Consider the following 13,921-nt stretch of genomic DNA (forward strand, 5'->3'; position numbering starts at 1 on the left):
AAGCAGTAATAAAATAAAATATTCACTAAAGCTATTTTCTATCAAGCCATTTAAAACTGCGAATTATTTTTTCAAGAAATTTGTAAAGATAATAAAACTGTCTTTAAAGTAAATAAATTTTTATATCTATTTAGATGTACTTAAGGAGAAACCATTGAGAGTTTTACATTTTGTCACGGGCGGTTTCTCTGGAGCTACAAAAGTAGCTGTTGACTTGATCGCGGCACACAATCAATTACCTTCAATTGAGAGTTATTGGTATTACGTCGCAAAAGTACAACAGTAGCGGAAAAGCTAAAAGGATTGGATGACAAAAATATCGAGTATCAAGTAATCACAGGTGCGACCCATATACGAATACTGGAGCTAAAAAATCTATGTGAACAATGGCGGCCAGATATTTTAGTTGCTCATGGATTTCCTGAGCATTTGTTAGGGCGTCGAGCAGGATTACTGGCTAAAGTTCCTCATTTAATCCAAGTTGAGCATAACTCTAGAGAGCGTTATACTCCTTGGAAGCTTTACCAAACACGCAAACTAAGTAAATATACCGATAGAGTGGTCGCGGTTTCACAAGGGGTTGCAAAAACCTTGTCTAATCAAGGCCTACAGTCACCTATCCAAGTAATCTCAAATGGCATCGATACCACGCGATTTGGAGGAGATAATCTATCGCCTATAAGTGCTAGACCACAAGACTTGATTATGGTTGGTAGATACGCAAAGAGTAAGGATCATGTTACCTTAATTGAGGCAATGCATAAGCTCAAAAAACAAGGAGTCATCCCACATTTAACGCTGGTAGGCACTGGGCGTGAGCGTTATAAGAAAGAAGTTATGCAACTGGTGCAACAATACGCCTTAGAAGACCAAATTAAATTTATAGACTATAGTAACGAAGTTGATAAATTACTGCTAAATCATAAAATATTTGTGATGTCTAGTAGGTTCGAAGGACTAAATCTCGCTGTAATAGAGGCAATGGCGAGCGGCTGCTTAATTATTGGAAGTGAGGCGAGTAGGGGTAGAAGAGCTAATAAATCACGAAAAAGACGGATTTCTTTTTCCTATTGGAGATGCTAGCAAATTGGCTGCTACGATATCATCGGTATTATCTAATCCTGCGGAGTATCAGCAATTAGCATCAGCTGCACGACAAAAGGCTTTACACTCATATAGTAAAGACCATATTACTCAAGGCTATCATGAATTATTTGGAGAGTTACTCAAAAAATAAGCTATCTATTTGATAGTTATTTTATTTGGTAATCATTAATCTGGTTTTTAATATGCTTTTCAATTTTTCTAACGTTACGACTATTAATGCTTTTACTCATGGCTCTAAAAGGTATAAGTAGCTTTTCGCCAATACCATCGACCAGTACGAATTCAGGAAAGCCTCTTCTTTGTTCGGTATAATTCCTGCGATATTAACTTCACCAAATACAACATGCTGCTCTACGCATTCATTGAATAGGGCATCTAAAGCAATAGCATGCTTATCCTCAAAACTATGGTTTGTTGCAATCTCATATAGTGAGGTTGCCGTACCATTCGGATCTAGAACTCTTTCAGTTACCAAACCTAAACCTTGGTCAGTAGGCACAAAACCGTAGACCGTTTCGATAGGAAAGGTAAAGTTAAAATTAGCATAGTTATTTTTACATAGCTGTAAATTGTAATAACTCTCTGCGAAACTGTCTGTAAATACCTTGTGATCGATGTGCTCGCAAGTGATGCTGACCTGCTCTACCACCAGTCGCTGTTGCATGCTCTGTCTTCATTATTTTAATGACTTTCTCTAAGTCATCGGGATACTCATAAACCTTTTTTTGCGTACCTTCTCCCAGTAATCTGAGGTTTTTCACTAAAAACATTTTTGTTACCTGCTAGGTTTATAAAAAACCTGTAAATAAGACCTGTAAAATATTCGCTAGATAAAATGACATTGCGCTTATTTAGTCGTTAATAATAATTTTCTGAGTCTGATTTTATTTGGATGATTAACATACAGTATAGTTAGTCCTAAATAAAAAGAGTACAATTATTCCAGTAACACTGTATTTACTTTATAGTAGATTGACTATAGATTATTTAAAAGGAATATTTTCAGCAGACAGCGCTTTTTTCATCTGTAAAGCAAGCCTACTAACTTCTCTTTTTAGTTTATAAGTGAAAGGTTTCTTTATTTTATTTACTTTGTTGCTGCGATCTGTCATTAATGAGCCTGGCAATAACAATGCTGAGTTAGCACCGCACAATATAATTTCTTGTATGCATAGAGCAGGCGTCATTTGGTAAATAGGTTCTAAACCTTCACTCAGAAAAGTATCAAACATCAGCTCATCTATTGGTATTAACTTGTTTTTAGTAAAATAATCAAAGTAAAGCTTAGCACCATGTAATGATAAAATATAGCCACCTGAACCTAAATGAGTACCCTTTAATTGAGCAAGGTATCTTTTTTCAGCGATAACCTCATATCTATCGGAAGACAAAAGTATTTTATCATTGACCGTCTCAGTTTTTATAATATGCCATGTAGGCTGAATCCAATCTGTCGTATTTAATAAATATTCAGCATCTTCGCCCAAATAGACATCATCTTCAAAGATAGCCAGATAGGGTATGCTTTCGTCAATCATTTTTGCCAAATTGAGACATGACTCATCATACATGCCAGCTCACCACCACTAAGATTGCTACTTTCAAAGTTTGTACAGAGTTTTTTAGCATAAGCTTCAGCCACACTTGGCGTAAGCGCATCAAAAAATTCAAAGTTGATATTATGTTTGTTAAACTCAGTTTTGATGTGTTCTCTTCTGTCTATAGCAGCAGTTAAGCTGATAACAGTATTTTTCATAATATAAGTACTATTTATGTGAATATAAGTTTTTAATGGCAAGTATTTTGTTGTGCAATATTCTTTGCTTCTTTTTTAGGCTATAAGACCAGTCTCTATTCTCTAACTCTTTACGTTGTATATTTTTTGCTTTTGCTTCACTCCAAATATCACTGTCCATATCTGAGGGAGTTACCAATGCTGGCCAAACCCCCAAACCTTTAGCGCTTTGGCTGAGCCAGTTTTGAAAAAACACATCAACTGGCATGGTAATCATTTTGCCTTTTTCTATAAATTCTTCTGCCCCTTTTCTGGACCATATCAAGCCCAAGCCTAAAATAGGAAAATAAGCATGCCACAAAGTATGGTTATTGATTTGGGTAATATCTTTCGTTATCTTTTTTTTATTAGCGGCAATATTGATTAAATGCCACTCTAAATTTTTATTGGCGTACAAAAAATCTAACAACTGCGTGGTAACGCTCTTAAAATTATCAGACAACTGCATATCATCTTCTAAAACGATTAGGTAGTCTGCATCGCTCTCTAAAAATGCCGACACACAATGATAGTGGCTAAGATAGCAACCGATCTCGGAGTTTAAAAGGCTACGACCGAGAGTCTGCCTTGCTTGCTGGTCGTCATAATTTTCAAAGCTAGACAGTGATTTGCCACGTCCATCAAAAGCAGGAAACCTCTCAAAACTCCAATCGATACTATCGAGTTGCTTTTTAGCATTCTCTAAGCGCTCATGGCTACCATCAAGGTTGATTAGGTAGGTTTGTACTTTCATTGTTTTCCTCAAGTATTGATATGCTGTGATACGTTTATTCTTTACAGTTCTGTATTTTAAACCGTTCAGTATAAATTCGTCACTACTACTGCCAATAATCTTTTAGCCAAGGACTTGGTTTAACATGACGATACCATTTACCGCCGCTACCATTGATGGCATCTGGCGGATTAATCTCACCATGAAATGACAATCTTTGCGCCATCCGGCAGAGTAGGCGCACGCACAAAGTTAAAGGGAATAGGGGCGATGCATTGGTACTTGAAGCTGACACACCACGTTTTATCCCAATACTCTAAATGATGATGCTCACGTAATAGTTAGATAGATAAGCCTGCTCATGGCGCACTTGGGTACGAATGGTGGCAAAGTTACGCTCAAAGTTTGCGAGCAAATCAGGATAGGTGTTCATGCCAATATTGAAACGATAAACAGAGCTATTACCAATCATTCGCCACGGTTTTTTCCAATCACGGATAATCACCACGCTGTCTTTGTGCTGAGCTTGATAGGTAAAAAAGGCATCTATGTTGTCAACAATAACAATGTCGATATCTAAAAATAAAGCCACACCTTTAAGGCCATATAGTTCAGGTTTGAAAGTCGTGAGTTTTTTCCAACCACGCTCAGGACCGGCAGGCAAATCCATCTCTGGAATAGGATGGCAAGTCACAGCAGGGTCGATACCGCTACTATCATCAGTGAGGCAGATCATTTGGAAGTCTAAGGTCAAATGGCGACTGACCATATTATAAAGACGGTTGACGTACTCAGCGCCGTATTTGTCACCCCATTTCATACAGATAACATAACGCTGCTCAGCAGTGCTGCTGCGTGCGTGCGTGTGGTCTGTCGATGAGGTATTGGTTACGTCAGTTGCCATAATGCACTCATATTAATATAAATAAAAATATTTAGGGCGTGTTCTCATTTTTTACATGGTGATAAAAATGAGATAAATTGTCGCCAAATGAAAAAATAGCGCAGACAATATCGAGCTATTGACTGAATATTTGACGCTATTTGGCAAAATTTAGTCATCTCTAATCCATTTATAAGACGATCGATTGAACTGAGGACACGCCCTAGTAACGTCTAAGGGTACAAAAGTCAGCCAATATTATCACAGCTATGATTCACGAGCTCTCTAAACGTTTGGCTAATTGTAAGGTCATTGTTCATGGCTCATTGCCAGCGCGCGTGGTTGTGTCATGAACGTTTTGATCAGCCCGCTTGTTGTCACGAATGAATTTGGCCAAAGTTTCTTCATCAACGTTGTAAGGATTTCCTAATGCGGGAATATGTTTGAAACGTCGATAGCCCCACATATAGTGACTGCATTTTTCTTCAATCATCTGTTGCATGGCTTGGTTAAGTGCATAAGCGGCGGTCTCAGCATGACGATCATAAAGTGCTGGATCATCAAGCTTATAACAATAGATGTCAAATCCACGACCATCGTCACGGCGAATACAAGATAAGCCGACCAAGGCACATCTGGTTTTACTAGCAAGTTTAGAAGCAAGCGTACTGGTTAGCGTTTTAATACCAAAAAAGGGCACAACCACGCCGCCCGAAGGGTCGGGAACATGATCGGGTAAGACGATACTAAAGCCACCTTGTTTGAGGGTTTTAAATATGGCTTTCACACCGCTACCATCGGTTGGTACTAGGGTCGCATTAAGCCTTGAACGCCCTTGTAACACAAAGTTGTTGGTAATGTCACCTTTGACAGGTTTGTACATAATGGTTGGGGAACCAAATTGATTGAGCCAAGCGTTCATCATCTCCCACGTACCAAGATGCGGCACGATAGCGAGCATGCCGTTGGCACTCGCAAGTCCTTCTAATAAAATGTCTTTATTATGAACGTCGCGAATCTGAGCGATACTCCACTCAGGTGGCATGGCCCAGCTTTTAATCGATTCAATACTGGTCAAACACTGGTGATAAATATCTCTTTGGTTAACACTTGTTTTTGCACATTAGTCAGCTTAGGCGCAATTAACGCCAAATTGATACTGACTGTACGCATGATACTCAAATTGGGTATCTTGATAATCACCCACGCAACAAAACGTGCCAGTATCTGCAAGACAGACAATGGCACGATTTTAAAAATGTGATACGGATTCATAACCATTCACACGGTGATGAATCACGTAATAAGTACTGAAAAAAATATCCGGACATCGTTAGACCATTTATTGCGCAGGTTTGTTGGTGTCAGCCTGTGCTTTTTCGCGCACACGGATACCAAGATCACGTAGCTGCTTGCTATCAACTTCAGCAGGTGCTTGAGTTAGTGGGCACTCAGCAGTTTTGGTTTTCGGGAAAGCGATAACATCACGGATAGAGTCTGCGCCTACCATGAGCATAATTAAGCGATCTAAACCAAAGGCCAAGCCACCATGCGGCGGCGCACCGAATTTTAAGGCGTCAAGTAAGAAGCCAAACTTATCTTCAGCTTCTTGCTCGCCGATACCTAACGCTTCAAGTACGGCTTGCTGCATATCATAGGTATTGATACGTAAGCTACCACCGCCAACTTCTGTACCATTTAGTACCATATCATAAGCGATAGAAAGGGCAGATTCTGGGTTGTTTTTCAATTCATCAACAGAACCTTTAGGTTTAGTAAACGGGTGATGCATTGACGTCCAACGACCATCATCCGTTTGCTCAAACATTGGGAAATCAGTGACCCAAAGTGGCGCCCACTGACAAGTAGTCATCTCAAGGTCTAGACCAATTTTTTGACGTAGTGCGCCGATTGCGTCATTGACGACACTGGCTTTATCCGCACCAAAGAATATAATATCGTTGCTTTCTGCACCAGTACGCTCAATCAAGCTGACCAATACGTCATCGGTCATATTTTTGATGATAGGAGACTGAAGACCAGATTCTTGGTCAACGCCGTTGTTGATATTGCTCGCATCGTTAACTTTGATATACGCCAAACCACGTGCACCATAGATGCTAACGAATTTGGTATAAGCATCGATTTGCTTACGGCTTAATGACGCGCCACCAGGAATTCGTAGGGCAGCAACGCGACCTTTAGGATCGTTAGCAGGACCGGCAAATACTTTAAAATCAACGTCTTTCATTAAATCAGCAACGTCGATGAGTTTTAATGGAATACGTAAGTCAGGCTTGTCTGAGGCATAGTCACGCATCGCTTCTGCGTAAGTCATGCGTGGGAATTGCTCAAAATCAACATCCATCATGGTTTTGAATAAATGCTTAATCAAACCTTCGTTGATGTTCATGATTTCTTCTTCGTTTAAGAAAGAAGTCTCAATATCCACTTGGGTAAATTCAGGCTGACGGTCAGCACGTAAGTCTTCGTCACGGAAACATTTAGCGATTTGATAATAACGATCAAAACCTGACACCATCAATAACTGTTTAAATAGTTGTGGTGATTGTGGTAAGGCGAAAAAGTTACCCGGGCGTGTGCGTGATGGCACAAGATAATCACGCGCGCCTTCTGGTGTCGCACGAGTCAAGATAGGGGTCTCAACGTCTAAGAAACCATGGTCATCTAAGTAACGACGAATGGCTGACGTGGCTTTAGCACGGAAAACCATACGCTCTTGCATTTGCGGACGACGCATATCAAGATAGCGGTATTTTAAACGCAAGTCTTCTGATACTGTGGTTTTCTCATCATTTAATGGGAAAGGCGGTGTTTCAGATTTCGCCAATACTTCAATTTCTTTGCCCAACAGCTCAATCTGACCACTGGTCATATTATTGTTTTCAGTACCCGCGTAGCGTTGACGTACGCGACCAGTGATTTTTAGCACATATTCAGGACGTACCGCATCAGCCATTGCAAAGGCTTCTGGTGTATCAGGGTCAACGACGACCTGCAAGATACCAGCGCGGTCACGCATGTCTAAAAAAATCACCCCACCGTGATCGCGACGACGATGCACCCAGCCTACGATACTGATGGTTTGATCGATGAAGCTTTCGGTTACGGCTCCGCAATATTCGTCTCGATATTCGCTATGCGTCATAGTGCTTTGCGTCATAATATAATTATCCAGTTATCAGCCCAATTCGAAATACAATAATGCAGCCATTGCTGTACGATTCAAGCTATCCGCTAAAAACGCACAAATAACGCGATTAAGACAAATGGTCATCACGTTGGCTACAGAAAATTTGGTGTAAACGCATATTATGCCTAATCTGCCCTTGTTATACAACCAGTGGCGTCCAATCAAAGCGTAGGAAAGTATCAGTAATGGGCGTATTTATTCAGTAACATTTGCATCGGGTTAAATATTGTCATATTGCTTGAAAATATCAGCCACTGTGCACATATCAGGCTCACTTATAAAATCTTATTAAAATTATTCTAATCATGTAAGGAATGCTACTCATGCTTTTTCACCCTGCTAAGAACCCTATTGAGCTACAAGTTGTTCATCTAAATAAAAGCCAAGAACAACGCCGTGAAGACTTAATGGAGGCAACTCAAGGTAAAGCCGCGCTTAAGCAATTCAAAAAAGTAATGGCTAAAAAAGCCAAGCAAGCATTGAAGGCAAAAAGCAAAAATAAGAAAAAAAACAGTGATAATAAATCACAAGTTTTCGTTCTCGACTTTGACGGTGATATCAAAGCCACGGCAGTCAAGCATTTACGCGAAGAAATCAGCACATTAATCAGCAGCGCAAATAAAGGTGATGAAGTCGTGGTACGTCTTGAATCAGGTGGCGGCTTGGTTCATGGTTATGGTTTGGCAGCAGCGCAATTGGCACGTCTAAAAGAGGCTGGTTTAAAACTAACAGTCTGTGTCGATAAAGTCGCGGCCAGTGGTGGTTATATGATGGCGTGTGTGGCGGATAACGTAGTGGCTGCGCCCTTTGCCATTATTGGCTCAATCGGTGTGGTATCACAGTTGCCAAACTTTCATAAATGGCTAAAAAATCATGACGTCGATTATGAGATGTTTACCGCTGGTGACTATAAACGTACTGTCACTATGTTTGGTGAAAATGACGCTGACGACCGTGCCAAGTACCAAGAAGAGCTTGAGCAAACGCATGAGTTATTCAAACATTTCGTGAACACCTATCGTCCAGCATTGGATGTCGCAAAAGTAGCAACAGGCGAGCATTGGTATGGCGAAGATGCGCTGAAACTCAAATTAATTGATAGCCTACAAACCTCAGACAGCTATATTTTAGAGCGTATGGAAGACAATGAAGTCTATGCGCTGCATTCCCGTCAAAAGCCAACGCTCGCAGAGAAGCTAGGATTGTCACAAGCTGCCGAAGCAACGGTAAATATGGCGATTGACAAGCTGCCAGATGCATTGGCACGTTTTGATTTTAATAGCCGTTTAAATATCCTAAAGTAATTTTCAGTTTTCCACTCTAAATAGATGCATTGTTTGTATTTTGTAAAAGGCGTGTCCTAGCGGGTCGCGCCTTTTTGCTGTTTATTCATAAATGCTGTGTTATAAATGTGGCATACAGAACAGAGTATACGCACGTACACTATAAAGTTAGCATTGAGCTTTTTATAAAAGTCTTATGTAAACGTGATGAAAATCATTAACCATCAGCAAGGAAAAGGATGCCAGCTATGTCTGAAAATACATTGATGTTTACCGCCACCGAACATGGTCAAACCATGCACGCCAAAGTCAAAGCATTTATCGAAACCTATATTGAGCCAATAGAAGCACAGTTTTGGGCGGATTGTCATGCGCAAAACCCAGACGGCAATTGGAAAAATTGGCAGTGGCCAGAGAAGTATGAGAGTTTGCGTAAACAAGCACGCGAAGCCGGTCTATGGAATTTATTTTTGCCAGATGACACGCTAGGGGCAGGGTTGTCGGTGACCGATTATGCACCGATTGCCGAGCTCACTGGTCGCAGTTTATTAGCGCCTTATGTGTTTAACTGTAATGCCCCTGATAGCGGCAATATGGAGCTTTTATGGCGCTATGGTTCTGAAGAGCAGCAAGACAAATGGCTAACGCCAATCTTAGAAGGTAGAACGCGTTCGGTATTTTGTATGACTGAGCCTGATGTCGCCTCCAGTGATGCGACCAATATGCAAGCGACAGCTGTGGTTGATGGCGATGAGATTATTATCAATGGTAGCAAATGGTGGTCATCGGGTCTTGGTGACCCTGCGGTCGATATTTTGATAGTCATGGCGTACACGCCTGATGAGAATAAAGACCGTCATCATCAGCATTCGATGGTATTGGTGCCAGCAAAAACCGCAGGCGTTAACATCGAGCGTATGTTAAAGGTATTTGGTGATTATGATGCGCCGCACGGTCATGGCGAAGTCCGCTTTAATAATGTGCGTGTGCCAGTCGATAACTTTATCGGTGGACCTGGTATGGGCTTTGAGATTGCGCAAGGTCGCCTAGGACCAGGTCGTATTCACCATTGCATGCGCTGTATTGGTGCTGCCGAAAAGTCTCTTGAGCTCGCGGTTAAGCGCGGTATGCAGCGTACCGCGTTTGGTAAGCCTCTGCTACAATTAGGCGGTAACTTTGAGCGTATTGCTGACGCCCGTATCAAAATTGACCAAGCGCGTTTATTGACACTATACGCGGCGCAAAAAATGGACGCGAAGGGGACCAAAGCGGCATTGACTGAAATCTCTGCCATTAAAGTCGTTGCACCGACTGTCTTGCAAGAAGTGGTTGATATGGCGATTCAAATTCACGGTGGCATGGGTGTTTGTCAAGATACGATGTTGCCTGCTTTTTTTGCCCAAGCTCGCGCGCTACGTTTAGCCGATGGCCCTGATGAAGTGCATAAAACCATGATTGCCAAATTAGAATTAAAACGTCAAGGATTTAGCCGCCCATCTAAACCTGCTAAATCTTAAAAAGTCGGCTACATTGTCATTTAAATTATATGACCAAAAATTCACTATCGATGATTTGATAGTGAATTTTTAACTCTTAAGCTTTTATAAACAACAAATAACTGGTAAAAAATAAACGACCACACGATAAGGAATGTCTTATGGCAACTGAACATCATGCCAACCATACTGATGCTGACAATCAAACCGTTAATAAAGTTTTAGATAAAGGCGGCGAAGTGCGCGAGGGCGAAGAGCTTGACGCGCAAGCGGTCAGCGACTGGCTACGCGAGCAAGGCGTTGACGTAGAGGGCGATCCAACCGTTACCCAATTCTCAGGTGGCGCTTCAAACTGGACTTACCGGCTACAATATGAAGGCGAAGGTGACGGCCAAGATTTGATTTTACGCCGTCCGCCAAAAGGCACCAAAGCCAAATCGGCACATGATATGGTGCGCGAATATACCGTGCAAAAAGCTTTAAAAGATGCTTATCCCTATGTACCAAAAATGGTCGCGCTGTGTACTGACGAAGACGTTATTGGCGCAGATTTTTATGTCATGGAGCGAATGGAAGGTATTATTCCGCGGGCTAACTTGCCAAAAGGCGTTGATTTAAACGAAGTGCAAACACGCGAGTTATGTACCAATGTCATCGATGCTTTGATTGAGCTGCATCAAGTCGATTATAAAAACCATCCTGATTTGGTCAATTTAGGTCGCGGCGAAGGGTACTGTGAGCGCCAAGTGGCAGGTTGGGACAAGCGTTATGTCAAAGCCAAAACGCCTAACGTCCCAAGTTTTGCCTTAGTACGTCAATGGCTCGGTAAGCATACGCCTGCTGACAGTAAGACTTGCCTCATTCATAACGATTGGCGCTTTGATAATGTGATTTTGGATGCAGCAGATCCGACCAAGGTGATCGGCGTACTCGACTGGGAAATGGCGACCTTGGGCGATCCTTTGATGGATTTGGGCAGCGCATTGGCGTATTGGATTGAAGAAGATGACAATATCATTATGCAGCAGTCACGCCGTCAGCCCACCCATTTAAAAGGCATGATGACTCGCAATGAGGTGGTTGCTTATTATCTTGAGCAGACAGGTCTAGAGATAGACAACTGGACGTTTTATGAAGTGTTTGGGTTATTCCGTCTAGCGGGTATTGTTCAGCAAATTTATTATCGCTACTATCATAAACAAACGACCAATCCAGCCTTTAAAAATTTCTGGATTATTGTGCACGTATTACATGCCAAATGTCTTAAACTGATTGCTCAATATGAAGGTGAGATTTTGTTTACTAACCGAGTACAGCCGCATTTGCAAGATATGGGTGTTGATGCTGCGATGATTGAGCAGTTGCCAAGTCCTATACAGGCTGTTATTAAAAGTATCTTACCAAAGAGCTATTTTGGACAAAGCGCACCTAAAGCTGAAGAGTAAGCAAATTAAAAATTAAAAATCTAGGGCTTTTAAAAATTATAAGAGTGCGATTAATAAGGCAATATTTTATGACAACCATACTTTTGGCCCGTCATGGTCAAGCGTCATTCGGACAAGAAAATTATGATCAGCTTTCAGAGCTAGGCAGTATTCAAGCGCAGATGCTAGGTCAGCATTACGCGACGACTCAGCGTCGAATCGATGCGATTTTTACTGGTAGTTTGGTTAGGCAGCAAGACTCTGCACATCATTTTTGGCAGCGTTATCAGTCATTTGTTGATACCGATAGCAATATCTCTAGTAAGCCTGCGATCGATATAAGTGCGCCGGATAGCTATGTACTGCCACAATTTGATGAATTTAATCATAAAGACGTGTTTATAAATTCTAATCCTGCTTTCATGAGTAAAGGTGCTATTGCGGCTGAAATTGCGCAAGCAGAAGTGCCATCTACGCGTTTAGCGGAGTTGTTTGATGCTGCGATGCAGCGCTGGCATGCAGGTGGGAATGACGGTGATTATATTGAGAGCTGGTCACAATTTAATGAGCGGGCAAAACAAGCGCTTGAGCAAGTGCGTTTGCAAGTGGCCAATCTGAATTTAGAGCGTGATAGTACGGTGCTGGTGTTTACTTCGGGCGGCATTATTTCGGCTATTACCGCGCAGTTATTACAACAAGGCAGTCAGACTGCGTATCAAATTAATAAAAGCTTAGTTAATACGGGCGTGACGTCTATTACTTTAAAAGCGCAGAGTACACGGCTATTGTCTTTAAATGAATACAGTCACTTATTTGCTGATGGCAAACGCTTCGTGACGTGGCGATAACATAGCATGTGATAGCCGGTGAGATATCAAGGTCATAATTAAGCCGTGATTAACATCAGGATAAAATGGCTGCTCTAAACACGTAGCCGATTTTTATGTTATTAGAATCAGTTATGATAACTGTTGAGTACTTTTTGTGTATTTTTATAACAGACAAGCCGCACTTATCAATTTGCGATATTATAGACTGTCAGCTTCATATAATATGGATGTAAACAGGACGTTCTATGCAAAATAAATTGATCAATTTAGTCACCAAAAGCGCTAAACAAAGTAAAAATCAGCTATTTAGCGCGATTCAGCCTGCGCGCTATCTAAAAGGTTTAAATAAGCAGCAGATTGGTCGTGGTAAAACAGTATTAATCACGGGTGCCAGCTCAGGACTGGGCGAAGGCATGGCAAGATTGTTTGCCAAGCTTGGCTATAATTTAGCGATTTGCGCGCGTCGTACCGACCGTCTAGGAAGTCTACAAGCAGAGTTGATGGCAGCGTATCCTGATATTCGTGTTGAATATCGAGCATTAGATGTCAGCGACTATGATGCCATATTCGATGTATTTGATGCGTTCGCAACTGACTTTGGTCATATCGATCGTGTGGTGGTCAATGCGGGCGTCGGGGATAGTCGCCGTATTGGTAAAGGGCGCTTCGATACCAACCGACGCACCGTTGAGATTAACTTTGTCTCTGCGCTCGCGCAATGTGAAGCGGCGATGAATATTTTCCGCGCACAAAACAGCGGTCATCTGGTGGTGATATCAAGCATGTCAGCAATGCGTGGACTGCCTAAGCATTTGACCGCTTATGGTGCAAGTAAGGCGGGTTTGGCTCATCTGGCAGAAGGCATTCGTGCTGATATGTTATTAACCAAATTGCCCATTAAAGTCTCGACCATTTATCCAGGTTATATCCGTACTGAAATTAATGAAAATGCCAAACCTTTACCGTTTGAAGTAGATGCAGAAACAGGCACCAAAGCGATCGTTGCTGCGATTGAGGCAGAAGTAGACGAAGCTTGCGTGCCAAGTCTGCCATGGTCGATTGTCGGTCAAGCGATGAAGCATTTGCCATTACAAGTGGTCAATAGAGTCAGCTGATAGCGGTTGTGTTGTTATTAATGTCAAAATTAGTCAAGAAAATTAACGCAACAAAAAGCCCG

Annotated in this window: 9 protein-coding genes and 3 pseudogenes; 6 read left to right on the top strand and 6 right to left on the bottom strand. The window is 41.6% G+C overall.

Translation table 11 applies throughout. From position 1 onward, the window contains the following. Window positions 1-255: 255 nt before the first annotated feature. Window positions 256-1,083, top strand: a complete 828-nt coding sequence (locus G7Y90_RS10875) for a glycosyltransferase family 4 protein (protein ID WP_250162374.1) — start codon at window positions 256-258, stop codon at window positions 1,081-1,083. A 250-nt stretch (window positions 1,084-1,333) separates the two neighbouring features. On the opposite strand, the gene G7Y90_RS17960 is transcribed toward G7Y90_RS10875, so the two are convergent. The 6 genes and pseudogenes from G7Y90_RS17960 to aspS form a co-directional block, all read right to left on the bottom strand. Further along, window positions 1,334-1,771 carry a YrbL family protein gene (locus G7Y90_RS17960; RefSeq protein WP_349773336.1) on the bottom strand — a complete coding sequence of 146 codons (438 nt, stop codon included), beginning with the start codon at window positions 1,769-1,771 and terminating at the stop codon, window positions 1,334-1,336. A gap of 319 nt (window positions 1,772-2,090) precedes the next feature. Beyond that, window positions 2,091-2,863 (bottom strand): annotated as a pseudogene (locus G7Y90_RS10890) (glycosyltransferase family 25 protein). Window positions 2,864-2,873: 10 nt separating this feature from the next. Further along, the gene (locus G7Y90_RS10900; RefSeq protein WP_250162378.1) at window positions 2,874-3,635 is read right to left on the bottom strand and encodes a glycosyltransferase family 25 protein; all 762 of its coding nucleotides are present in this window, start codon (window positions 3,633-3,635) and stop codon (window positions 2,874-2,876) included. A gap of 85 nt (window positions 3,636-3,720) precedes the next feature. Continuing rightward, window positions 3,721-4,434: pseudogene (locus tag G7Y90_RS10905) on the bottom strand (glycosyltransferase). Window positions 4,435-4,813: 379 nt separating this feature from the next. Beyond that, window positions 4,814-5,772: pseudogene (locus G7Y90_RS10910) on the bottom strand (lysophospholipid acyltransferase family protein). Window positions 5,773-5,839: 67 nt separating this feature from the next. Next, complete coding sequence (aspS, locus tag G7Y90_RS10915) at window positions 5,840-7,666, bottom strand: aspartate--tRNA ligase (protein WP_045455030.1); 1,827 nt, start codon at window positions 7,664-7,666, stop codon at window positions 5,840-5,842. Between the two features lie 368 nt (window positions 7,667-8,034). Between aspS and sohB the strand changes: the two genes are divergently transcribed. From sohB to G7Y90_RS10940, 5 genes are all read left to right on the top strand, one after another. Next, complete coding sequence (sohB, locus tag G7Y90_RS10920; protein WP_055124124.1) at window positions 8,035-9,015, top strand: protease SohB; 981 nt, start codon at window positions 8,035-8,037, stop codon at window positions 9,013-9,015. Window positions 9,016-9,260: 245 nt separating this feature from the next. Continuing rightward, a complete protein-coding gene (locus G7Y90_RS10925) occupies window positions 9,261-10,511 on the top strand; it encodes an acyl-CoA dehydrogenase family protein (protein ID WP_045455026.1) in 1,251 nt (416 codons plus the stop codon). A gap of 140 nt (window positions 10,512-10,651) precedes the next feature. Continuing rightward, the gene (locus G7Y90_RS10930) at window positions 10,652-11,935 is read left to right on the top strand and encodes a phosphotransferase family protein (RefSeq protein WP_201560189.1); all 1,284 of its coding nucleotides are present in this window, start codon (window positions 10,652-10,654) and stop codon (window positions 11,933-11,935) included. A gap of 68 nt (window positions 11,936-12,003) precedes the next feature. Continuing rightward, entirely contained in the window at window positions 12,004-12,762 is a 759-nt protein-coding gene (locus G7Y90_RS10935) for a histidine phosphatase family protein (RefSeq protein WP_045454940.1), read from the top strand. A gap of 395 nt (window positions 12,763-13,157) precedes the next feature. Then, window positions 13,158-13,859: an SDR family oxidoreductase gene (locus tag G7Y90_RS10940; protein WP_250163970.1), complete on the top strand. Its 702-nt coding sequence runs from the start codon at window positions 13,158-13,160 to the stop codon at window positions 13,857-13,859. The last annotated feature ends 62 nt before the right edge of the window (window positions 13,860-13,921 follow it).

Source organism: Psychrobacter sp. WY6 (assembly GCF_018448495.1).
Taxonomy (GTDB): Bacteria; Pseudomonadota; Gammaproteobacteria; order Pseudomonadales; family Moraxellaceae; genus Psychrobacter.

What these genes read in the sequence shown, in the direction of transcription:
- G7Y90_RS17960 (WP_349773336.1), bottom strand. Translation starts at nt 1,771, where the DNA reads ATGCAACAGCGACTGGTGGTAGAGCAGGTCAGCATCACTTGCGAGCAC.
- G7Y90_RS10900 (WP_250162378.1), bottom strand. Translation starts at nt 3,635, where the DNA reads ATGAAAGTACAAACCTACCTAATCAACCTTGATGGTAGCCATGAGCGC.
- aspS (WP_045455030.1), bottom strand. Translation starts at nt 7,666, where the DNA reads ATGACGCATAGCGAATATCGAGACGAATATTGCGGAGCCGTAACCGAA.
- sohB (WP_055124124.1), top strand. Translation starts at nt 8,035, where the DNA reads ATGCTTTTTCACCCTGCTAAGAACCCTATTGAGCTACAAGTTGTTCAT.
- G7Y90_RS10925 (WP_045455026.1), top strand. Translation starts at nt 9,261, where the DNA reads ATGTTTACCGCCACCGAACATGGTCAAACCATGCACGCCAAAGTCAAA.
- G7Y90_RS10930 (WP_201560189.1), top strand. Translation starts at nt 10,652, where the DNA reads ATGGCAACTGAACATCATGCCAACCATACTGATGCTGACAATCAAACC.
- G7Y90_RS10935 (WP_045454940.1), top strand. Translation starts at nt 12,004, where the DNA reads ATGACAACCATACTTTTGGCCCGTCATGGTCAAGCGTCATTCGGACAA.
- G7Y90_RS10940 (WP_250163970.1), top strand. Translation starts at nt 13,158, where the DNA reads ATGGCAAGATTGTTTGCCAAGCTTGGCTATAATTTAGCGATTTGCGCG.